This is a genomic window from Joostella sp. (assembly GCF_048266025.1).
In the GTDB taxonomy this organism is placed as follows: domain Bacteria; phylum Bacteroidota; class Bacteroidia; order Flavobacteriales; family Flavobacteriaceae; genus Galbibacter; species Galbibacter atrarenae.
The window spans coordinates 276,429-300,932 of record NZ_JBLXAF010000001.1 but is presented as its reverse complement, the minus strand read 5'-3'; the positions used below and the strand labels follow the sequence as shown (position 1 = coordinate 300,932).

Sequence of the window (24,504 nt, the reverse complement as noted above, 5' to 3'; positions counted from 1 at the left end):
ATTCGCATCGCAAAATTTAACTAAAAAAATTAAACAAAAAGAACATGAAAAAAGTAATTTTAAGTTTAGCTGTAGTATTAGCAATAGGATTTACAGCTGTTTCTTGTAAAGAAACAACTAAGGAGAAAGCAGAAGATACAATCGAAAGTGCTGCTGATGATGTTGAAGAAGCTGCTGAAGACACTGGAGCTGCTATCGAAAAAGCTGCTAATGATGCTGGGAATGCAATCGACGAGAAAGTTGATGAAGCTGGAGAAGCAATTGATGAGGCTGCAGATGATGCACAAACTTCTTTAGACAAAGCTGCTACAGATGTAACTGATGCTGCTAACAAAGCGGTTGAAGATACTAAAGCTGCTGCTGATAAAGTTGCTGCTGATGCTGACAAAGCTGCTACAGATGCTAAAAAATCTGCTAATAAAGCAATTGAAAACGCAAAATTATAATATACTTGGAGTAAAATCCTAAAGTATAAATAAGTTAGAGCCCGATACATGTATATCGGGCTTTTAATTTTTATAGACTTTTATATAGTCTACAATATATTGTTGAGGGAAAATAGTATCATCTACCTCTGGCCCGCCGAAATTACCTCCTACAGCCATATTTACAATTATAAACTGTGGTTTATTAAAAGACCAATTATCTTCCGTTTTATTTTCAGGAGAATATGTATAAACTAATTCCTCGTCTACAAAGAATTTTATGCTGTTGGGAGTCCATTCAGCTTTAAAAATGTGAAATCCATCTTCTATATTTTTAAAAGTTGTTTTTTGGGAACTTGCATTTGCACCATGTGTATCTGTGGTATGGATGGTTGTGTATACGGTTTCTGGTTCTTTTCCAACATATTCTAAAATATCAATTTCGCCACATTTTGGCCAGCCAACCTCGTTTATATTGGCTCCAAGCATCCAGAATGCCGGCCATATTCCTTGTCCGATAGGAAGTTTAGCTCTTGCTTCGATAGTTCCATATTGGAATTCATGTTTATCTTTAGTGGTAATTCGTGTTGAAGTATAAGTATTTTCGTTTTTTATAGCAGTGATTATAAGATGACCATCTTTTACTTTATGGTTATTCTCTGTATATATTTGACGTTCATTATTTCCCCATCCACAATTATTAGGACAACCATTTCCAAGCTCTATATTCCAATCTGATTCGTTTAATGATGAACCGTTAAAGTTTTCCTCCCATACAAGGTTATCATCTAAGGAAGGATTAAGATCTTGCGCATTACTGTCTTCAGAACAGGAAAAGAATAGCATTGATATGCTAAAGAGTGTTAGTAGTTTCATTTTTGGTTGGTTTAATACTATTTAAAAAGGATTAGTTATGACTAATATATAACTAATTTTTTTTATTCAGATCTTGTGGTTTGTTATATTCAGCAGCTTTTCTAATTACCAAGGCAGGCTCATCCGAAGATATATAATCGAAATCATTTTTTAGGAGCCAATCCATTATAATGGTATCGTTAACCGTTCCAGAATTAAGTGTAATTCCTTTCTCTTTAGCTTTTTTTATAAAATCTGGATTTTTTTGCCAAACAGGATATCTAAAATTAGCTCCAGATATTCCGTCAGATTCTAAATCGTCTGGTGTTCTATCATTGTTTAAATATTGTGTTTTTGCATTAGGGTCTAAGTTGACAATTGTTTTTAGAATTTCATAATCAAAACTAATAAACACAACTCTTTTCAAAGCTTTATTTTTCTTGAATACATTCCATATTTTTTTGGAAATGATTTGTCCTCTTTCCTTACTTATTATAGAAGGTTTAATCTCGCAAAAAAACAATGTAGTTTTATTATTATACATTCCTGCTTTTATAAACTCATTCAAGGTTGGTAGTTTCTCTCCATTTTTGAGCTTAAATTCTTGTAATTCTGCATATGTAGCTTTTTCTATCTGAATTTTATTATAGAAAGGACCATGAGTAATTACCAAGGAATCATCAATAGTCATGTTAACATCAAACTCTGAGCCTGCACATTCTAAATTGACAGCTTCTCTAAAGGCTGCTATAGAATTCCCTGGTAATTTTTTTCCTTTCCAAGCTCCGCGATGTGCTACAGCGATAGTTTTTTTTGATACCGAGTCTGGTTCCTTTTTATTGTTACAATTAGAGAAAAAAATGGCACATAAAATACCTATGAATAATGTTTTTTTCATTTTAAATATGTCTAAGTTAAATTAGTTGGGATAGCCTTCGTTTTGTGGATAATTAGGACCTAGTAATTCTAGCTCAGCAGTAGGAATAGCCCAATTTTCCATGTACGGTTGCATACGCGTTCTAGCTTGATCAAAAAAGCCTTCATTACTTGCGTGATCTCTTATGTAATCTACTAATAACCCCATCCGTTTTAATGTGTAGAATCGTTGTCCTTCAAAAGCGAGCTCACGAGCTCTTTCCTCAAGAATAACCTTTTGATTTATTGAGTTAATGCTTTTTGCACGAGCACGTTTACGAACAGTATTTATATATTCTAATGCCTTGCTCGTGTTGCCATTCATCATATGTGCTTCTGCTCCAATAAGAAATGTCTCCGCAAGACGATAAACCATTATGTTTGATATTTGAGAAACTTCATTGGGTACAGCATCTTCTTGTAGGTATTTTAAGCAGCCAGGGTTCATGGTCTTGTAATAGTTTTTTACTTGATTGTTATCACTACTATATTGATTATATAGGGCTATCGTATCTCCTATTTTTTTTCCTTCAGGAAGATTGGCAGGATCGTTATAGATATATTTAGTAATGTAATATGATCCATCATTTCGATCATCATTAGGGTCTTCATTGAGTAGGTTTCGCAAGTAATCATTCATTAGTAGAGAACCAAAACCTCTTGCTCCATTTGAAGTGGAAAAATCTGCTCCAGGGATATCATTGTATTGAGCAATAAAATTAAAATGAATATTATTTCTATTTCCACCACCGATGATAGCGTCTTCCATTTGAATTGCAAATAAGGTTTCTGTATGATTCATATCTCCCAAAAAAACATCTTTTGTGTTGTTAACTAGTTTATAGCTCCCTTGATTTATAATTGCATCAGTTTGATAAGCAGCTTCTTTCCAGTCTTTTTGCCAAGCTGCAACTTTAGCCTTTAAATGTCTCGTAGAGGCCTGAGTCCATCTTCCAAATTCTTGGGTAGTCCAATCCAAATGTTGAATAGCAAATTCTAAATCGTTATTTATCAATTCGAATATCTCCTCTTCAGAAGATTTATTTTCAGCTCTTTCGAAAACATTTTCAGGACTTGTAGGTGTAGTAGTTATAAATATATTATTGAACTGCCTAAAAAGAGTAAAATAGGCATTAGCTCTAAATGCTTTTGCTTCTGCTATTATTTTATTTTTAAATCCTTCATCTATGTCGGTCATTTTTTCAGTAGAAATGATAATGGCGTTTGCTCTATCTATGATTCTGTAACCATGTCTCCAATGTTTAGAATACCTTTTTGTTCCGATATTGTTTAAATCTATTCCCCATCCTAAACGAGAATAAAATGCTATTTCTCCAGTTCTCGGAACTACTAAGTCAGATTTTGCGATTGGAATCAATATGCTTGCATTATTCCATTCCGATTCATTGTAGATATTTCTATTTAAGCTATATAGTCCTACAACTGCGGACTCTAATCCTTCTTTAGTGTTATACAAGAAGTCTACTGATGTATCTGATAAAAGTTCGTCTTCTAAATATTCTTCACAAGAAATATTAGCAAATAAAGAAGTTATTAAAATTATACGTGTCAGTGTTTTGTTGAAAAATGTCATAATTATTTCTTTAGATTAATGGCTTGTTAAATTCCTATTTTGAAGCCAATTGTAAGACCTTTGGTATCTGGGAAAGAATCTGGGTTAATTTCAGGACTCCAAGATTTATAATCGGTTATTGTAAATAGATTTGTTGCTGTAGCATATAACTTCATCGATGAGATTCCCATTTTTGATAATAGATCTGGAGTAAAATTATATCCAATTGAAAGTGTTCTAAGTCTTACATAGGATGCATCTTGAATAGCTTGGGAGTATAAATATGAAGGATTTGTTGTTCTTGGTCTTGGAAAGCGGTTAGAAGGGCTTTCAGGGAGATAATAGTCTACTTTAATTCCGTTTAGCCTTCCTTGTAGAGTTCCCCCTTTTGCATTGTCTGCTAAAAATTGGTTAAGTCTTTGAGCTCCTTCAACAACATATAAATCTGCAAACAATTCGAACCCTTTATATTCAAACGTAGTATTGAAAGCCCCAAACCATTTTGGATCTTCACTAATTACTTTTCTATCATCGTCATCTATTACTCCGTCTTCATTAAGGTCTTTTACCTTAACATCTCCAGCTATAGGCATAAAACTATCTGTAGTTTGTGGACTATTTTCAAGGTCATCTCCCTCTTGGAAAATACCATCAAATACATATTGGTATATATTGTTTATAGGAGCCCCAATGAATAACCCTTGGGAAGGGTAGTCGATTAAATTACCTTCAGGGTCTTTTTCTCCAGCTAATGATGTAATTTCATTTTTATTGTGTGAGTAAGTGATTCCTGTATTCCATCGTAAATTTTTATTTCTAATAATGTCTCCGCTTAGGGTTAATTCAACACCTTTATTGGATACTTCTCCTATATTAAATCTAGTTTCTTGGAACCCTGTGGTTCCAGGGACAACTCTATTTAATAAAAAGTCAGAAGTGTTTGAATCGTATATTTCTAAGCTACCAATTATTCTATTTCTAAAAAGACCAAAATCTATACCTGTATTTAGAGTAGTGGTAGTTTCCCATTTTAAATTCGGATTTGGTATTCTAGTAAGTGGTGAAAAGCCACTAGCAGTTTCTCCACCGAAAACATAAGGTATGTAGTCTGCAACTCCAACAGCTTCTTTTAAAGGAATCCCATCGTTTCCTGTTTGACCGTAGCTTATTCTAAATTTTAATTGATTGAGTACGTTAGAAGATTTTAAAAACTTTTCTTCATGGATTTTCCAAGCAAATGCAGCAGCAGGGAAAGTCCCATATTTTTCATCTTCAGCAAATACAGTAGAGCCATCAACACGAGCGGTTAAAGTTAATAAATAACGGTCTAATAGATTATAACGTACTCTTCCCATAAAAGAAACGAGTCTACGTTGATCTAGATCTCTTGAAGAATCTCGTAAAACGCTAGCATCTCCATTAAAGCTATTTAAGTCGTTAGCAAAATTAGATTTTTCAATGAAATTAGAGGATGTTTTTCGTTGGTTTACAGATTGTACTGCTGTGAAATCTAGTTTGTTGCTAGAGTTGATAGTCCAATTGTAATCAAATATATTTTCAATTAAATATTCTCGATAAGATACATCTCTCAATACTGCACTTCCACTAATATCATCAGCCTCTGAATGAAGGCTAGAGCGATATCTATTGTCTTGTGTATTTCTTGATCTTGAAAAAGCGTTTAACTTATATGAAAAGGAAGGGGTGAATTGATATTTTCCCACAAGATTAAGGTCTGTAAGTATTGTTTTTATTTCGTTATCTGCTTCACGAATATTCCATAATGGATTTACAGTTCTATTCCCTTCACCTAATGGAAATTTTACTAATGCTCCATCTTCATCAAAAGGTTTTGCTAGTGGTGAAATATTAATAAAATTTAAAGATGTGCTTTCAGCATTTTGAGTACTTGTTTGCAGATTTATATTAGATTGTAAGCTGAATTTATCACTTATTCTCTGATCTATATTTATTCTAAACGTACCTCTTTCATACCCAGAAGTAGGAATTAATCCATCTTGATCATAATAACTTAGACTACTAAAAACCTTCGTGTTTTCTCCTCCTCCAGATAAAGATAGTGAGTGACTTTGAATAACAGCATCCTCTAATATAAGATCTTCCCAGTCGACATAGTCCTCATTTTCAATAGCTTCTAATTCAAAGGGTTCAAAAATAGTAGCATCATCAAGATACATTTCGTCATTATCTGTACGATTTGCTTCTCTTCTTAATTGGGCAAATTCTTCTGCGGAATACAAATCAAAATTTTTATTAAGGCTTTGCATAGTTGTAAAGCCGTGATAGTTTATTTTGAATTTTCCTTTCTCTCCTCTTCTTGTGGAGATAAGTATTACGCCATTTGCTGCTCTCGAGCCATATATAGCTTGTGAAGAAGCATCTTTTAATATCTCAATAGAAGTAATATCATCAGGAGCGATATCATTAATGTTGTCGTAAGGAACTCCATCTACAATTATTAATGGATCATTCCCTTCCAAGGAAACTTTTCCCCGGATTAAAATATTGGAATTCCCTCCAGGCCTGGCATCGGCAAGATTAACTTGAACTCCAGCTGCACGTCCTCTAATCATTTCAGCAACATTTGTTGTAGGAATAACAGTGGCTTCATCTACATTTACACTCGATACTGCACCTACAACATCGCTGCGTTTTAAACTCCCATAACCAACTACAACAACTTCATCTAGCTGATTGTTTTCTGGCTGTAACTTTATAATAAGATCTTTTTGAGTGTCTGTAATTTCTTGAGTTTTAAAGCCTAAATAAGAAACTTCAATTGTTTTGTTATTTCCATTAGGCTTTATCTCAAATTCTCCCTCAAAATTTGTTGTAGTTCCATTAGACGTATTTTTTATTAATACTGTAGCTCCAGGTAAAGGAACTCCGTTTGAATCATATACTATTCCTTTAATAACATCATTATCTTGACCAAATGAAGAATAGAAGAACAGTAAGAATACTGTAAAAAGGAATGCAGTCTTGCGTCCGTTAATTGATTTGAATATCATTTTTGATTTTTAAATTGATTATCTAATAACAATTTGGCGAACGTACTATTTATAGGATGGGTTGGTGTTAGATGAATATAATTTTTATGTTAACCATGCGTGACTTGTTTTCTCCAATGTTAATTTTTTGTTTCTAATTGATTTTGGATAAAGAGATAAAAGTGTTTCACTACCTTAGTAGCTAAATAGAAGTGCTATAATATTAGTGGGAGCTGATTAAAAAGAAGTTTTTGCAGTCAGAACCTATATTCTTTGTTGGAAAAGTGTTCGCTTTAGTGCATAAAAAAAGCCTCTCGTTTGAGAAGCTTTTTCTTTGTGCGGGTGAAAGGACTCGAACCTTCACACCTTGCGGCACTAGATCCTAAGTCTAGCGTGTCTACCAATTCCACCACACCCGCATGTGATTTTGTGGGTGCAAATATAAGTCATTTTTCCAATAATCAAAGTTTATACACAAAAAAAAATCTTTTTTTGTACATTTGAGTTCATAACAATATACTTCATGGAAAATATTAAGTCGTATATCGATACGCATAAAGATCGATTTATAGCAGAACTCATAGAATTATTAAAGTTACCTTCCGTTAGTGCAGACCCTGCATTTTCTCAAGATGTACTAAACACAGCGGAAGCGGTAAAGGAGGCTTTAGAAAAGGCAGGATGTGAATATGTTGAAGTTTGCGAGACTCCAGGATATCCTATTGTTTTTGGAGAAAAAATTATAGATAAGACATTACCTACTGTTTTGGTTTATGGACATTACGATGTGCAACCAGCAGATCCTATAGAATTATGGAATTCGCCACCTTTTGAGCCTGTTATTAAAGAAACAGAGATTCATCCAGAGGGTGCAATTTTTGCTCGTGGCGCATGTGATGATAAGGGGCAAATGTATATGCACGTTAAGGCATTGGAGTACATGACCCAAACTGGAAATCTTCCTTGTAACGTGAAATTCATGATTGAAGGAGAGGAAGAGGTAGGTTCTGAAAGTTTAGAATGGTTTGTTCAAAATAACCGTGAAAAGCTTTCTAATGACGTTATTCTAATCTCAGACACTGGAATGATCTCTAAAGAGGTTCCTTCTGTAACTACTGGTCTTCGTGGGCTAAGTTATGTTGAGGTCGAGGTTACAGGGCCTAACAGAGATTTGCATAGTGGTTTGTATGGAGGTGCTGTAGCAAATCCTATCAATGTACTTAGTAAGATGATTGCTGGCTTGCATGATGAGAACAATCATATTACGGTTCCTGGGTTTTATGATAAAGTAGCTGAGCTTTCTGTTGAAGAGCGTGCTGAAATGGCAAAGGCTCCCTTTTCTTTAGAAGAGTATAAAGATGCTTTAAAATTGAACGATGTTTATGGTGAGAAAGGATACAGTACGAACGAACGTGCAAGTATAAGACCAACTCTAGATGTTAATGGTATTTGGGGAGGTTATATTGGTGAAGGTGCCAAAACTGTTATTGCAAGTACTGCCTATGCAAAAATATCTATGCGATTGGTGCCAGATCAAGATTGGAAAGAAATAACAGAACTTTTTCAGGCCTATTTTGAGAGTCTAGCGCCGAGTGGAGTTCGTGTAAAAGTGAAACCACATCACGGGGGCTATCCTTATGTTACTCCAATAGATAGTTTAGGATATCAAGCGGCTAGTAAAGCTTATGAGGAAACTTTTGGTAAAACACCTATTCCGCAGCGTAGTGGAGGTAGTATCCCAATTGTTTCTCTTTTTGAAAAAGAATTAAAAAGCAAAACTATTTTAATGGGATTTGGTTTGAATAGTGACGCGATTCACTCTCCAAACGAACATTATGGAGTTTGGAACTACTTAAAAGGGATTGAAACAATACCTTATTTTTATAAATACTTTGTAGAACTGAGTAAATAAAAATATAGCGTTAATAACGCAAAAGGGGAACGATATAATTGTCGTTCTCCTTTTTTGGTATATGTTATTATAAATTTGATTAAATCGATTTAGGATTTAAAGGAAAGGAAGCTATTGTTTTAAATCCATTGCTTTCGTTAATAAAGTCTATATTTCCATTAAGTTTTTTTATTAGTTGCTGCAATGATTCTAACCCAACTCCAGATTTTGTTTTCATTTTAATATTATGATTGATTTTTGATTTTTTCTGCCCATTATCTGTAATTAAAACAGTGCAAACTTTATCTTTTATGCTGATCTCAATCATTACTTTTTTTGCATCTGCATGCTTTATTGTGTTGGTTATAGACTCTTTTATTAAATGATAAATTGCTTGCTGTTCTTTTTTGTTTAGAATGTCTGAAATGTTTTCTGGAATGTTAGTTTCTATATCTAATAAACCAACCTCCGTAAATCGGGCTTGTAAACTTTCAGTATATTCTATGATATTAAGACTTTTTTGGTCCTCGTTATCATGAATTAATTGATGTGAATAGTTTCGAGACTCTTGATAAAGATCATCTAACTCGTCAATAATAATATTTAATTTATCTGCTGCTTTTTTTGATGTTGCTTTTTGGGTATAATCAGTAACTAGATATTTAAGGGCGAGCAAACTACTTAGATATTCATTATGAATTTTCTGTCCTATTTCTTTTCTGTTGTCTGTAACTTTTCTGTCTACTTCTTGGAGTGATTCTTCTAGAAGTCTAACCTTTTTATTGTAGGTTTCTTCACTTATTAATGCTTTTATTTTATTTTGTTTGGACTTTAAAATTCCTATTCCAAGAAGAAGGATTAATAATAAGGTAGTAGACGAATATAACAGTAAATCTCTATTCTTTTTTTGTTGAATCTCATTTTCGAGTTCCATTATTTTCATCTCCTTTTCACCCACATTATATTTTTTATTGGCTTCAGCAATTAAACCTTGATATCTGTATATACTTTGAGAAATATTAGTCTCTCTAATTTGAGAATACAAATTGTTAGACCTTTCCGTATTTCCTTTATCGAGATAATACTTGTAGAGAGTCTCTCCTAAAAGTTCTTTGTATAAATAGTCTGTAGGAGCTTTAACTTCTACTGTATCATAAAAATTAAAGGCTTCTTCTTGTTTATTATCTTTTATTTGTAATAATGCATTTAAAGTTTTTATACGATATGATGATGAAAAATAGGTGTTAGTTAAAACACTTTCTAAGTTTATTTCTTCAAATTCTTTTTTAGCATTTTCAAAGTCTCCTTTTAAGTAATAGATGAAGCTCTGATGAAAGGTAGTGTTAGAATTTATATGTGAAGGATCGGAGCCTGGAACTTGCTGAGATATAATAGTGTCTAAATTTTGTTGTGCTAATTCTAGATAGGCATCATTGTTAGAATCAATAAATTGTAATGTGGGTATTTCAACTTTTATATCTTTTTTTACACGGTTGATATATGATTTAAACTGTATTGTAGAATAAATAGAAGCTATTGAATCTGCTTTTACACAGTTTTTAAGTGCTTTATCGAATTGAAAAGTTTGAAAATTGGCATACCCCATTGTGATATATGCATTGGGGAGATAAGCTAAATCCTCTACTTTATCACTATAACTTATAATTTCGTTTAGTTTATCAATAGCTTTTCCATATTGATTATTTTCAATTAGATAGGTTGCGTTTAGGGAGCCTCTCATAAAAAGTTGATAATAATGACCCTCTTTGTTATTTCCGATTAAAGACTTTAGGGTGTCACCGTATCTAAATGTTTGTAAGCTATCTTTATGATTGTGATTAAAATTGTATAGCATCAACATAAAAGATGCGTCAATCCTATCCTTGCCTTTAAGTTTATAGGCGTTTTGTTTAACAATTTCTATTAAAGAATCTTTTTCATTTTCAAACTCTGAGTATGCTAATGAGTTATGATCTAATACACGCAATAACTCCATTAACTTAATGTCTTTTCTATCGGTAGGTTTAAGAGTATCTTGTATAACATTATAAAACTCTTTGCTCAGCTCATATTGAGAAAAGCAAAGTTGCGTCATAAGAAATAATGATATGGATAGAAATAATTTTTTTACCATATGTCTAAAACTAATTAACTAATATTATAAACTAACGCCAAATTTAAAAGCGAATCTGTTTCCTTCTTTTGAGTTAAAGAAAGAAAGGTCTAAGTTAATTAATTTACTTGCAATAATATAGAGTCCACCACCAAAAGAATTGTGCCAAACGTTGGAGTCGTCATTTCTTACCCATACACGTCCATAATCAACACCTCCGTATATCCCTAATTGCATTGGGAGTATTCTAGTTTTAAAAGAATTGAATGTATACCTTACATCACCATTAAAAACAAGACTATTTTTCCCTGTAAACCTATTGATACGGTATCCTCTTAAACCACTATTACCTCCTAGGAATGGCGCCTGATAAAATTCATAGTCATTTCCAAAAGTCAAATTACTTTGTACGTTAGATTTTAAAACTAATTTTTTGTTTTTAGTTAATCTATTATAAAAAGTCAACTTTGGCTTTAAGTATCCGAAACCATTTTTATCAGAATCTGAAAGATAAAAAGTATATCCAGTTTCTATATCAAAATACATTCCTCGGCTAGGATTAATATCTAAATCATAACTTTTATAAGTGTATTTAGCTTCTAGAGTAGCAAAATATTTCCAATCGTAAAAAAGCGCATTGTTGCTTAGGCCTCCTACAAAACGATCGTCTATTTGATCAACTTCTGCACCTTCAAAAATGAATCTAGCATTAAAAGTACTTCCGTAGAAAGATCTTCTAACAACTCCTAAATGGGTAGAAAAATTGCTAAGGTTTGTTCTGTAATAATCCATCCCCAATTCATCTTCATTATTTTCAGTTTCATTTCCATAGCCATAAAAATTCCTAGCATAAGTAGCACTGTTATATCTTGCGCCATAGGTTAGATTTAATTTCTTGAAAAGACCACCAGCTTCTCCGTCATATTTAAGTTCTACACCTTGAGTTGCAAAATGGTAACGAGCACTTACAGAATGTCTGGTAGAGAAAGGATTTTTCTCGAAACCGAAATTTGTGATACTATAGTTTAAACCAGCAATAATTCCAGCATCAGGATTAAAACCTAGTCCAGGGATTATAATTCTAGACGAATATTTATTTTTATTATAAGTAAAGATATTATTCTCGTAAATATCTGTAAATCGTTTTGTTCCTCCATTATTTACAGCGATAGTATTCTTTTTAGTCTTATAATCGTAAAATCGAACACGTTTTCCGTTAACGATTTTGAAGGTGTCATTATTCTGTCCACCAATAAGGCGTACTAATATTCTCTTTTTACCGTTTCCAGTAACTTCAAAGATATCTTTGTCATCAAGTCCATAAATCCAGATTTCTTTGGTTTGTTTTTTATTATATGTCTTGTCAACTATAAGATCTGCTTTTTCTCCGCCTTTAATACGATGAATAATCACTCTAGTTTCGTTGTTATCGGTACGTATAACTTCAATATAATCATCTTTATCTGTACCTCTAAGAATTACAACTTCGTTTAATATCTTATAGTAGTCTTTAGCAATATCAGTAAGTAAATTTTTTCTTCCTTTTAGAATAGATTTGATTTCTTCTGCTGATTCATTTTGAACCTCTTTAGGGAAGTTCTCAAAAGCCTCCTCTATAATTTTATTACTAAGATTATCTTGAATATATTTTGCTTGTGTTACCCAATTCTCTTCAGTTGTATTCTGTAAAAGAATTCTATCCATAGGAAAAGGCTCGGTATTGAACCACTCTAAATTTTTTAATTCAGGTTCATATTTTTGCATCATTTTAGCAGGAGCAGCTAATGTTCTTATGGAGCCTAAAAAAGCACCGTCAAAATCGGAATATGCTTGATCACGATCTCTAGGGATAGGTCTGTATAAAACGGTACTATCTTGATCGAATTCTGCCCATCTCCATTGGTCAGTATGTCTGTCCCAATCTCCAATAAGCATATCAAAAAGGCGAGCTCTTATGTATGCATTTTCATCAAGTATATATTTTTCATCATCTCTTAAATTATCAAAGAAATCATCTGTACTTTCAATTTTTTCTGTATAACCGAAATTCGCAACATTTTTATGTTCATCAGAAGGGCGCTCTTCAATCATATACAATTCATCCCCATAATTATCATTATACTTTCCTAGTGCTTTTTGTTTTGGAACGTAGTATAATTTAGGGTTTGTATGGTATACTCCAATAGCTTTAGAAAGAGTAGGGATTGTGTATGCTGCGTATGGATGCGCTGTGGTGTAAAAATCCAAAAGGATATCTTCTGGAAGTGTCGAAGATAAATCTTCATTAGAGAGTATTTTGTCTTTTAAAACAACAGTCTGCAAAAATTGTACAGCACTTTTCTTTACTGCCCTCATATTAAATTCTCTCCCTTCTTTATCTACTAAACGCAATGTTTTAGTTTGGTGTCCGCCACCCATTCTAGAAGGTTTTAATCCGCCGTAAAGAGTGTCTAAAATTGCAACTTTAGCATTTATTTCTGTACCATAGATATCGCGATAATGATCTCCCCAAAAACCAGCATATGCATTGCTAACTTCTGTTTTTTCCTTTGGGTAAGCAGTTGTAGCTATATATTCTGGATATGTTTCTGGGAAATCTAATGTTTTTGGTGCAGGTGTAGGAGGATAAATTTCTTTCTGAAAAGCTATTTCTTCATTTCCATTCTCATCTGTTGTGTAAAAACGAACCCATGAAGATCCATCTTTAAAAATGTCAAGTGTAGCATATCCTTGTTTTCCAGAGGTAAAAAGGGCATAATCAGTAAGCTTTGCAGCTCCATTTTTAGAGCCAGCACCTGCAATAATCTGTTTTATAGTATTAGATTCTATATATTGTTGATTATGCTCGTGTCCGCTCGTAAATATTACATTTGCAGGAGCATCAATAGCTAAAGACTGGAGTTTATTGGATAACTCTTTATAACGTTCGTTTTGTATATCTTGGATAGAAACACCTCCAGATTTTCTTACATGGTCGATTACAGTAGCAATTCCTGGTAACGGGATGTAATTCTGAAAAGGGAAAAGCTGACTTTTAGCAGGGAAATGCCCTCCGTGAGAGCCATATGTAAATAGAGGATGGTGAATGGCAACAATAACCGTTTTCCCTTCATTCTTTTTAAGCATCCCTTCAAATTCTATAAAGAATTTTTTTCTTGTCTTTATTTCACAATCATCATTTATGGTTGGGTGTCTATCCCAGTCTTCTAAAAACCATTGTGAGTCTATAGTAATTAAATGTACAGAGTCAGAGATCTCTATTTCATCTATACCACAAGCATCACTGGGAAGTAATACTTTTTTTTCTTGTATTATATTTTCAATAAAATCTTCTTGTCTTTCTATACCGTCAATTCCGCCATTATACCAATCGTGATTTCCAGGGATGAAGAAAGTTGTTCCCTTGAAGTTTTTTACAGCGTCAATTTGTGATTTTAATTGATGTTCTGCATTTTCTCTATTCTTAGCTCCTTTTTTTGGCATTCCATTAGGGTAGATATTATCTCCTAAGAAAATCATATAATCTTTTGAAGTACTTTTCTGTACTGAGTTCTCTAGAAGCGCTAGCCCATCAGCCTTAGCATCTGCGGGGGAATTTCCAGCATCTCCAATCAGGAAAAACCTTCTGTCTAGCTCTTTGTCGGGGTATGACTCGGAATAGGAACCTTCTTTATATTTAGTTTTATAGGTAGCACATGCACTAATAAATAAGAATATTACTAAGAAAGGTAAAAGGCGATTTTTCATTATCTGCGGTATAAATAAAATATTTATTGTAATATTATGCATAATATATAATAGTAAAAAGTCTATGAGCGAAATTATCGATAAATCTTCTAGTTATGTGAAAGATTTACTAGCATCAAAGTTAGATAAACGTCATATATATCACAATACAACTCATACATTAAGGGTGGTAGCAGGTGTAGAAAAACTTTGTGAGGCTTTAAACGTTTCTGAAGAGGAAAGAGAGTTGGTAATGTTGGCAGCCTGGTTTCATGATACTGGATATACAGCTAGGATAGACGGACATGAAGGCGAAAGTTGTAAAATTGCTGCTGCTTATTTGAAAGAGCAAGGGTACGGAGAAAATAAAATCAAAGAAGTCTCCAGTATTATTATGGCTACTGGAATGGGTGTTAAGCCTAATAACGAGCTAGAAATGATAATTAAAGATGCAGATAGCTCCCATTTATCCAAAGACAGTTATATTAATACGTCAGAAATTCTAAGACAAGAGCTTGCACTTACAGGTGTTAAAGAATATACTATTGAAGAATGGCGTAAGCTTAATATCATTCTTTTTACTACTGAACATCAATATTATACCACCTATGCTAAAGAGAATTGGCAACAAGGTAAAAGTGATAATTTAGCGTTACTTGTGGAAAAAGATAAAAAAGAAAAACGTCGAGTAAAGAAAGAACAATTAAAGGCTCAAATAAAAGGAGAGAGTCCGGAGAGAGGGGTGCAAACCTTATATAGAGTAGCACTTCGAAATCATATAAAACTTAGTGATATAGCAGATACAAAAGCAAATATTTTACTCTCTGTAAATGCTATTATTATTTCTCTAGCACTTTCTAGTTTGATTCCGAAGCTTGATAGTCCTTCTAATCATCATTTAATAATTCCAACCTTAATATTAGTTGTCTTTAGTGTTGCTTCGATTGTTTTTGCCATTTTATCTACAAAACCCAATGTTACTAGTGGAGAGTTTACAGATGAAGATGTAAAAGCTCGAAAAGTGAACTTACTATTCTTCGGAAACTTTCATAAAGTACCTTATGACAGATATGAACGTGCTCTTAGAGAGATGACAAACGACAAGCAATATATATACGACTCTTTAACAAAGGATCTTTACTATTTGGGAATCGTATTGGCTAGAAAGTACCGATTATTAAGAACCACTTATACCGTTTTTATGATAGGGATTATATGTTCAGTACTTTCTTTTATTATTGCTTTTATGTCTATTTAGCAATTACTTTTGCTAGATCATCAAAAGTAAGAGGGCTTTTATTGTTTTCATTTTTATATAAAACACCAACTCTAATTGCCTTTAGTCCGCTTACACCTTGTAATTCTTCAAGGTCTAAGATCTCTAAATCGTTATGCAACACTTTCTTTGCCTGTAGAAGTCTTACATAGCGTAGGTACTCGTTTTCATCCTTTTTCTGAGAATATATAATTGTAATATTTCCAGGTTTTGTAACACGCTCATTTGTACCTTTTATAAAAGCTTTATCAATTCGTTTTTTAATCACTTCATAGCGGGCATTGTATGTTCCGTCTACATCAAAATGTTTCTCATCCATTCTAAATTTTATAGAGAGGGGAGAGCTGTGAACTAAAATTAATGAGGCAACATCCAAAGATATTTCTAAGTTTGGTCTTAGGTCATAATACTCATTCTCCATTTCACACATAACCTCTAGTTGCCATAACTTAAGGTTTTGTAAAAACACTTCACTGAAATTATTAGAAGGGTTTATAGATTTTCCGATATACATGGTATGCTCTACACCATCGGTTTTATATCTTTCAAAGAAATGTGGAAACATTTTCTGAGCATCTTTTTGTTCATGATCAATAATTTTAGACATTTTTTTATTGATCAACATAATCGTATCATCATATTCACGTCTGTGATGATAGATCATATTTGTGCCTGTGTTTAGTGCATTTTCATATTCTTCAACAAGCTTTTTTAAGTCAGGATTTATATTGCTTACCTGTTTTAATGCTGGATGGATTTCTTCAAAAAGAAAGTCTATAATATTCTGTTCTGAACTTGTTTGAAATGTTTCTTTAACTTCCTTTAAAAAAGAATTTATCCGAAAGCTATATTCTTCATAAATAGGCATTTTACCTATTTTAGTGGCGCTGTTAAAGATATTGTTAATCATTTCAAGTTGAATGATTAGATCCTTTTGTGTGGCGTCATTTCTAGCTCGAGATGAATCTTTGATATCTATTTGTCCATAAAGAGGATATACATTTTTAAATGAAATATCACTAAATGAAGGGTTGTTCCCTTTACTTTTTTCTTTTATATACTTTTTGGCTTCATTTACAAACTTCCATTTTACACTCTCATGAAGAGAAGTATATTCATTCTGAATAATAGCTTCGATGGAGTTTATGTGTTCTATTTTATTTCTCACTACTGCAGAAATAATATAAGGCATAACTTCATTTAGTTTGTTTGCATTAATGCTGTTGAGGTCATGCTTTCTTTCAGAAACTAATTCTAAAACACCTAGTAATTGTTTGTCATTTGCAATAGGAATCAGAATGGCACTTTTAAACCCTTGGTTATGTAATGCTCTATACGGCATAGCGCCTTCACTTAGATCGTAGTATTTTTCTACATCAGAAATTGTGAAGTACTTTTTATCATCCAAAATGGCTTTATAAGAATTTTCACACAACACATCCATGCAGTTTTCCTCAGCATTTTCATTTAAAAGATAGCTAGGCATACTGGTAGTGAGTTTTTCAAAACTCAATGTGTTTTCGTCGTAAGATGAATATCCTGTGTGTAGGTCTTTAATTCCGAAAATAGATCTAAAAATATCCTGAAAGCGGTCTAGTAATACACCATCGCTTAAAGATTGTTCTAATAAAGCTGTTTTTAGAGAAGAAATGGAGTCGTCTATTGTAACATCAAAAATGTTAGAAATTATAAAACCATTTGCTTCCCAACTATTAGGAGGGAATTTTTCTTTCCATAGGTCAAGATTGTCAAAACCATCTAAAAGTTGATCTATATCTTCTTGCGTAATTGTAGGAGCATCTTTAGTTGGCTTAAGTTCCATGAAGTCGGCATTATATAATATTCTATAATGACGATTTATTCCTTCGCTGTCTGGAATATCATAAAAGAGAGGCATTTTAAATGAAAGATCTTTTTTATAATTAAGCGATAGAATGGCTGCGCATTGTATAATGTACATTTGGTTTTCAGGAATATTTCTTAATTCTAAAGAAAAATCTTTTCCTGCATCTTTTATAATTTTTTTAAACCGTTCTGAAGATTTAAAAACAGCATCATCATAGGCGAGTCCAGCAGTTTTTATCTCATTATTGGAGAGAACAGGGTTAAATATATCTCCTAATATTGTATTTATCGGCTCTTTGTAATCGTTTATTTTTTCTATGTCAGAAAATCCAGCTCTTAATTCTGGATATTGATCTGCTACTGCCAATATTTTTTTAGCTTTATCGGCAACTGCTTCATCTTCACTATTTGCTAACTCGTCATACATTCCAAGAAGCTTATTAAAGCTTACTTTTAATTGGAATGGAGAATCGTATGTGTAGTTTTTCATATTATAAAGATACTGAATATATTACTATTTACTAGTCGTACAAAAGTGATAAAACTTGCAACTATAATGATCTTGAAATACTTTTACCAAAAAAAAGATATGATAGAAGTTATAAAAGAAGCGATTAAAGAGGAGCGACAAATGCTCTTAGATCATAATTTGTATGCTCAAATTGAGCGCCCTGAGCATTTACAAATTTTTTTAAAGCACCATGTGTATGCTGTTTGGGATTTTATGTCGCTATTAAAAGCACTTCAAAATAATTTAACTTGTACAGAGCTTCCATGGAGACCAAAAGGAAATCCTCAGACTCGTTATTTAATTAATGAAATTGTTTTAGGCGAAGAAACAGATATTGATGAGAATGGAGTTTATAAAAGTCATTACGAGATGTACCTAGAAGCAATGGAGGCTTGCAATGCAGATACAAAAGAGATTATAGATTTTGTTGATAATATCAGGGAAGTGGATACCATTCTCGAAGCTATTGATAACTCAGAACTACATACTAGCATTAAAGAGTTTTTAAGTTTTTCATTTGAATTGATAGTAGAAGGAAAACCTCATAAGATAGCATCAGCTTTTACTTTTGGGCGAGAAGATCTTATTCCAGATATGTTTACAGCGATCTTGAGAAATATGCAAAGTGATTTTCCAAATTTAGAGCTACAGCAATTAATTTATTATTTTGAAAAACATATTGAAGTTGATGGAGATACTCATGGTCCGTTAGCTCATAAAATGATTGCAGAGCTTTGTGGTGATGACAATAAAAAATGGGAAGAAGTAAAAGAGGTAGCCATTACTTCCCTCCAAAAGCGAATTATACTGTGGAACGGAATAGAAAAGGAAATTTTTGAAGCAGCGTTGGTGTAAATTCACTAATTTTAATAGATGTTTACACAAAAACATTTTGATAAAGCGTATGAAAATGCGAAGGTGATCGATTTTGATGATTCATCTAAATTTATCTTTTTTAGTGATTGCCACAGGGGAGATAATACTTTTGCAGACGATTTTGCCAATAATCGAAATACTTATTTTCATGCGCTTAAGCAATATTATAAAGGAGGTTTTACCTATTGCGAATTAGGCGATGGGAATGAGTTGTGGGAAAACACCCAATTTAAAACTGTATTCGAAGCTCATAAAAATATCTTCTTATTGCTGAAACAATTCTACGATGATAATAGACTGTATTTAATATATGGTAATCACGATATGGTTTACAGTGACCCGAAAGTGGTAAAAAAGGATTATGATACTTGGTTAGATCCTAATTTAGGAGAGAAAGTTCTCTTTATGCCTGGATTAGCATACCACGAAAGTATTATTTTAAAACATAAAAATACAGGTCAGAAAATATTTATAGCTCATGGTCATCAAGCAGATTGGTGGAATTATATTTTTTGGAAATGGAGCCGATTTATGGTTCGCGTAGTATGGAGACCTTTGCAGGTTGTTGGAATTTCAGACCCTACGAGTCCAGCAAAGAATAATACAGAGCTTATTAAAGTTGAAAGACGTACCAAAAAATGGATTGCAAATAAAAATAATCAGTTTACGATTACAGGACATACGCACAGACCTAGATTTCCTGAACCTGGTGATTTGGCTTATTTTAATGATGGGAGTTGTGTGCATCCTCGGAGTATAACAGGAATTGAGATTGAAAATGGCGCTATTACTCTTATAAAATGGAATTTAGACACCACCGAAGAAGGTTTTTTGCATGTGGTAAGGTCGGTTTTAGAAGGCCCAAAGAAACTCATAGATTATAAAACATCATAAATAGTTAAAGAACTTATTAGTAAGTAAAAGTTTTTTACTAGAAATAGTAGTAAATTTGCCACTGTATAAGAAATCGACTACAACATCTGTTACGATTTATTTCTCGTATATAGTATGTAAAGTAGATTCTTTAATAGTGTTGAAAGTAAATCATTTACTTTTGTTATAGAAAATGAATAAGATGAAAAAATACATATTATTAGTTATCATTATTGGAATTGTGGGGTGTAGTACTCAACAAACTGTTGTAAGCACTAACGATTCTGTTCCAGCAAAAGATTTAAAATATTTAGCATTAGGAGATAGCTATACTATTGGGGAGAGTGTTTGTGAAGGATGTAAGTTTCCTATTCAATTAATCTCCGATTTAGCAGAAGATACAGATGAAAAGATAGGGCTACAAATTATTGCTGAAACAGGTTGGACAACTTCAGATCTTATTAAGGGAATTAATGATGCGCAGCCAACTCCAGATCAAGATATTGTAACGTTATTAATTGGTGTTAATAATCAATATCAGGGGAAAGACTTTTCATTATATCAAGAAGATTTTCCTACATTGGTAGCAAAAGCAATTCAGTTGGCAAAAGGAAATAAAGATCATGTATTTGTAGTTTCTATTCCAGACTATGCATATACTCCTTATGGTCAGAAAAAGGGTAATACAGAACAAATCTCTAAAGAAATAGAAGAGTATAATGCTTTTGCTAAGCGTACTGCAGGTATTATGGGAGTAAGCTTTGTAAACATCACTAATATTACAAAAGAGGGATTAAATAATACTTCTTTAGTCGCTTCAGATGGTTTACACCCTTCAAAAGAGGCATATAGTAGTTTTGTGACTCAGATTTTATTTGAGATCAGAAAGAAGAACTTTATAAAATAAGAGGGTTTATATATAATTAATAAACCAGTTTTATTCAAAATAGAAAAGCCTTCCGTCTTATTATTAGATGGAAGGCTTTTTGTTTAATGTGATGTTGAGGTTACTGATGTAACCACGCATTTCTATGTTTTTCAATCTTTCTTCTTGCTTTTTCGTCAAGTGAAATAGCGTAAGTAGGATCGCTGGTTAGCGTTAGTTTAGTTTCTCTTTCAGTTCCATATCTGCTGTATTTTATGGTCACAACATCTCCAACTTTATAATCGGCAATCGCCTTTTCTGCGGTATGTTCGTTATCTAAATTTTTATTATTGATAGCTATAATTTTGTCTCCTGTATCAAGTCCAGCTTCATAAGCAGGGGTTCCCTTTTTAATATTTCTAGTAATGATATTGTGAGTGTTTGCAGTAAACCCAGTAAATGCCTTTTCTTGATCTTGTGTGTAGTTAAAACCTACACTTTCAAAAAGTGTTGCATAATCTGGTATTTCACTTTTATAGATGTATTTATTAAAGAAATCATCAGCAAATGGTTTTCCGGCATATAAGCTTAATGTAAAATGTAAGTCGTCTATAGAATAAGGATCTTCTTTTTTACCCTGCTCTTGCCAAAGTTTCTTCATATAATCATCAAGATTAAGTCCATTTTGACGGAGCGATAAATCCAATGCCAATCCGAGTACACTTCCGTAGGAATAATAAGAAATAAAAGTGTTTTCTCTATTTACAGGGTCTACAGAAGTAGCAGCATCTACAAACGGCGCTTGGTAACTCATTTCTATTGGATTGAAATATTCTCTAGCTGGAGAGTTCCAAACGTAATTAAAAGTGCCGTTTATACTCTTGGCATATTCTTCAGGAGTTATTATACCCGCTCTGCATAAAATAAGATTGGTGTAATAACTTGTAAAACCTTCTGCAAACCACAAAGCACCAGTCATATTAGCTTTCGAGAAATCAAAAGGCTCTAAAGCTTCTGGACGAAGACGTTCTACATTCCAAGAGTGGAAAAACTCATGAGAAACGGTTCCGATATTATTTTTCATTCCTCCATCAGCAAGACCTTCTGTGCCTGTCAAAATAGTGGAGTTTCTATGTTCCATTCCGTCGCCACTAGCATTTCCAATGTAGCAAGCTAAGAAGGTGTACTTCCCATAATCAAAGTCTGGAAGCTCTCCAAAAACTTTCTTTTCAGCTAAAACAATACGTTTTACTTTTTCAAAATATTGATCGAATAAATCATCAGAAGCATTGTCGTGTAAAACAAATTCTATGGTGTAATCTTTTCCATTAGAATTTACTTCAAAGCTACGTGTTCTATGATTGCTGATTTCGGTAGGACTATCAAAAAAATATTGATAATTGGGAGCGTAGTATGTAGTTCCGCTTTTGTGTTTTAACTGTGTAGCTACTTTCCAATCGAGGTCTTTTCGAGTATTAAAAGTTACTTCAGCTGGATTGTTTAGCATTTCTACGGCGTACATAAAAGTAGCGGGCATATTCAGGTGAGCATGTGTTTCGTCTACTTGGCTATACGTTCCATCACCACGATTGGCAAATAGGGTATAAGTTACGGTAGTTTCTCCTTTTGGATTAGCAATAATCCATTCGTAAGGATTCTGACGAATAATTTTTAGAGCTTCACCATCTTTATTTACTGCGGTTACGCCATAAACATTTTTAGCAAATTCATGTAATGCATATCTCCCAGGAGAACTCCTACTCATTCTGATGTGTAGTGAATCGCTAGTTGTATTTGGAAAAACAGCCGTGATTTCCGCCTCATGGTGAACTGCATTTTCAAATGAAATAGTATAATTTACGGGAGTTTGAGCTTTTAATATGAGGGAAAGCATCAAAAAGCTTGTAATAAGAAGTGTATTTTTCAACGTATTTAGGTTTAATGTTAATTTTGTTGAAGCGACAAGATACCAATTTTAATTTTTGAGCTAAAAGGTTAATGTATTTTCTTTTCTATCGAAGTGTTTGTAGCTACTTTAGTCTTTATGTACTTTTACTGATATTTTAAATTCTATGATATGAAAAAGCTAAGCTTATTATTTTTTACCATAGTTCTTTGTGTTTCTTGTAAGCAAGAAAATGAAGCAAGTGTAGGTTTTAGTTCAGAAGAAATGATGATAAGATTATCGGAGATAGAAATAGAACCCGAATATCTCGATGAATATTTAGCAATATTGCAAGAAGAATCTAGAGCATCCGTGAAACTAGAATCAGGTGTGATTTCTATTTATCCAATGTATCAGCAAGAAAAACCTAACGAAATTAGAATCTTAGAAATTTATGCTGATAAAAAAGCATATGAGTCACATTTAGAGACGTCGCACTTTAAGCATTATAAAGAAACAACGCTCAAAATGGTGAAATCATTAAAATTGGTTGATATGAATGCAATTGATGAGCAGACCATGCCAATAATTTTTAAGAAGATAAAATAACGCAGTAAGACCTAAAATGGAAATCTTTAAAAGCGATAGTTGAATGATTAATTTTCCGAAGAAACTATTAAAAAAGCTAGAGGATAGAAGGCTAGAAAATGCATATCGGGTGTTACCTGAAGCATCTAATTTGGTTGATTTTTCTTCTAATGATTATTTAGGGTTTTCCAATTCTGAATTAATTTTTTCTGAAACGCAACAAATCCTAAAAGATCGTCATATTCATGCTAATGGAGCTACAGGTTCACGATTAATTAGTGGAAACTCTCTTTTGTATTCTGAAGTAGAAAAAGAAATACGTTCTTTCCATAAAAGCGAAGCAGCATTGGTTTTCAATTCAGGATACGATGCTAATCTTGGGTTCTTCTCTTCTGTTCCTCAACGCGGAGATATTATTTTATACGATGAGTATATTCATGCAAGTATAAGAGATGGTGTGCAGTTGAGTAATGCCAAGGCATATAAGTTTAAGCATAATGACCTTCAAGATTTAGAAAAGCGAATAGCAACTCAAATAGCCTCAAAAGCTTCAGATTCTGAAATTTATGTGATTACCGAGTCTGTTTTTTCTATGGATGGCGATAGCCCAGATTTAGTGACTTTAGTAGCAATCACCAATGAATACAATATAAAGTTAGTTGTAGATGAAGCGCATGCGGTAGGAGTTTTTGGAGTTCGAGGGGAAGGCTTAGTTCATAATTTAAAGCTTCAAGATGAGGTTTTTGCAAGAATTATTACGTTTGGAAAGGCTTTTGGTTGTCATGGTGCGGCAGTTTTAGGATCAAATATTTTAGTGGATTATCTAGTGAATTATGCAAGAAGCTTTATTTATACTACAGGTTTACCGCCGCATTCTTTAGCTACTATTTTAAGTGTGTATAATGAATTGAAAAGCAAAAAGGAAGCTTCACTTTTTAAAAATAACTCGGATAAGTTAAAGGTAAATATCGATTACTTTAAAGCTGCTATTAATAAGATTTCTCTCCATGGAAATTTAAGATATATACCAAGCGATTCCCCTATTCAATGTTGTGTAATTCCAGGGAATGAAGCGGTGAAATTAATAGCTAAGAAAATTAAAGAAGAAGGCATTGATGTAAAGCCCATTTTGTCACCTACAGTTCGGAAGGGAGAAGAGCGTCTTCGCTTTTGTATCCATAGTTTTAATTCTTTTAGCGAAATTTCTGAAGTTTTAAACCTACTTTCGAGGTATATAAAAAGTGATTTTGTAAATTAGAGACCTATACTAATAATA

At 32.9% G+C, this 24,504-nt stretch carries 16 protein-coding genes and 1 tRNA gene; 8 read left to right on the top strand and 9 right to left on the bottom strand.

Annotated elements, in window-relative coordinates; all coding sequences use genetic code 11:
• Positions 1-44 precede the first annotated feature (44 nt).
• Positions 45-446, top strand: a complete 402-nt coding sequence (locus ACN0TY_RS01305; RefSeq protein ID WP_417443064.1) for a hypothetical protein — start codon at positions 45-47, stop codon at positions 444-446.
• A 63-nt stretch (positions 447-509) separates the two neighbouring features.
• Here the strand turns inward: ACN0TY_RS01305 and ACN0TY_RS01300 are convergent, their stop codons facing one another.
• From ACN0TY_RS01300 to ACN0TY_RS01280, 5 genes are all read right to left on the bottom strand, one after another.
• Positions 510-1,301 (bottom strand): family 16 glycosylhydrolase, encoded by a 792-nt coding sequence (locus tag ACN0TY_RS01300; protein ID WP_417443063.1) that lies wholly within the window; start codon positions 1,299-1,301, stop codon positions 510-512.
• Between the two features lie 52 nt (positions 1,302-1,353).
• A complete protein-coding gene (locus tag ACN0TY_RS01295; protein WP_417443062.1) occupies positions 1,354-2,178 on the bottom strand; it encodes a glycerophosphodiester phosphodiesterase family protein in 825 nt (274 codons plus the stop codon).
• A 21-nt stretch (positions 2,179-2,199) separates the two neighbouring features.
• Positions 2,200-3,789: a RagB/SusD family nutrient uptake outer membrane protein gene (locus tag ACN0TY_RS01290; RefSeq protein WP_417443061.1), complete on the bottom strand. Its 1,590-nt coding sequence runs from the start codon at positions 3,787-3,789 to the stop codon at positions 2,200-2,202.
• 26 nt (positions 3,790-3,815) lie between these two features.
• Positions 3,816-6,800, bottom strand: coding sequence for a SusC/RagA family TonB-linked outer membrane protein (locus ACN0TY_RS01285; protein WP_417443060.1), 2,985 nt, complete (start codon positions 6,798-6,800; stop codon positions 3,816-3,818).
• A gap of 316 nt (positions 6,801-7,116) precedes the next feature.
• Positions 7,117-7,198 (bottom strand) — tRNA-Leu (locus tag ACN0TY_RS01280).
• 104 nt (positions 7,199-7,302) lie between these two features.
• On the opposite strand from ACN0TY_RS01280, the gene ACN0TY_RS01275 reads away from it, so the two are divergent.
• Positions 7,303-8,691, top strand: coding sequence for a dipeptidase (locus ACN0TY_RS01275; RefSeq protein WP_417443059.1), 1,389 nt, complete (start codon positions 7,303-7,305; stop codon positions 8,689-8,691).
• 79 nt (positions 8,692-8,770) lie between these two features.
• On the opposite strand, the gene ACN0TY_RS01270 is transcribed toward ACN0TY_RS01275, so the two are convergent.
• On the bottom strand, positions 8,771-10,765 hold the full coding sequence (locus tag ACN0TY_RS01270) for a sensor histidine kinase (protein WP_417443058.1): 1,995 nt from the start codon (positions 10,763-10,765) through the stop codon (positions 8,771-8,773).
• Between the two features lie 63 nt (positions 10,766-10,828).
• Positions 10,829-14,530, bottom strand: a complete 3,702-nt coding sequence (locus ACN0TY_RS01265; protein ID WP_417443057.1) for a metallophosphoesterase — start codon at positions 14,528-14,530, stop codon at positions 10,829-10,831.
• A gap of 64 nt (positions 14,531-14,594) precedes the next feature.
• Between ACN0TY_RS01265 and ACN0TY_RS01260 the strand changes: the two genes are divergently transcribed.
• Positions 14,595-15,767, top strand: coding sequence for a Pycsar system effector family protein (locus ACN0TY_RS01260; protein ID WP_417443056.1), 1,173 nt, complete (start codon positions 14,595-14,597; stop codon positions 15,765-15,767).
• On the opposite strand, the gene ACN0TY_RS01255 is transcribed toward ACN0TY_RS01260, so the two are convergent.
• Positions 15,760-18,120 carry a GAF domain-containing protein gene (locus ACN0TY_RS01255; RefSeq protein ID WP_417443055.1) on the bottom strand — a complete coding sequence of 787 codons (2,361 nt, stop codon included), beginning with the start codon at positions 18,118-18,120 and terminating at the stop codon, positions 15,760-15,762. The two genes, ACN0TY_RS01260 and ACN0TY_RS01255, sit on opposite strands and share 8 nt — an antisense overlap.
• Positions 18,121-18,219: 99 nt before the next feature.
• On the opposite strand from ACN0TY_RS01255, the gene ACN0TY_RS01250 reads away from it, so the two are divergent.
• The 3 genes from ACN0TY_RS01250 (at position 18,220) to ACN0TY_RS01240 (ending at position 20,797) form a co-directional block, all read left to right on the top strand.
• Complete coding sequence (locus ACN0TY_RS01250) at positions 18,220-18,996, top strand: DUF3050 domain-containing protein (RefSeq protein ID WP_417443054.1); 777 nt, start codon at positions 18,220-18,222, stop codon at positions 18,994-18,996.
• 18 nt (positions 18,997-19,014) lie between these two features.
• Positions 19,015-19,911: a metallophosphoesterase gene (locus tag ACN0TY_RS01245; protein ID WP_417443053.1), complete on the top strand. Its 897-nt coding sequence runs from the start codon at positions 19,015-19,017 to the stop codon at positions 19,909-19,911.
• Positions 19,912-20,092: 181 nt separating this feature from the next.
• A complete protein-coding gene (locus tag ACN0TY_RS01240; RefSeq protein ID WP_417443052.1) occupies positions 20,093-20,797 on the top strand; it encodes an SGNH/GDSL hydrolase family protein in 705 nt (234 codons plus the stop codon).
• A gap of 100 nt (positions 20,798-20,897) precedes the next feature.
• On the opposite strand, the gene ACN0TY_RS01235 is transcribed toward ACN0TY_RS01240, so the two are convergent.
• On the bottom strand, positions 20,898-22,649 hold the full coding sequence (locus tag ACN0TY_RS01235) for a M61 family metallopeptidase (RefSeq protein WP_417443692.1): 1,752 nt from the start codon (positions 22,647-22,649) through the stop codon (positions 20,898-20,900).
• 183 nt (positions 22,650-22,832) lie between these two features.
• On the opposite strand from ACN0TY_RS01235, the gene ACN0TY_RS01230 reads away from it, so the two are divergent.
• Complete coding sequence (locus tag ACN0TY_RS01230) at positions 22,833-23,249, top strand: putative quinol monooxygenase (protein ID WP_417443051.1); 417 nt, start codon at positions 22,833-22,835, stop codon at positions 23,247-23,249.
• Between the two features lie 43 nt (positions 23,250-23,292).
• Positions 23,293-24,486 (top strand): aminotransferase class I/II-fold pyridoxal phosphate-dependent enzyme, encoded by a 1,194-nt coding sequence (locus ACN0TY_RS01225; protein WP_417443050.1) that lies wholly within the window; start codon positions 23,293-23,295, stop codon positions 24,484-24,486.
• Positions 24,487-24,504 lie beyond the last annotated feature (18 nt).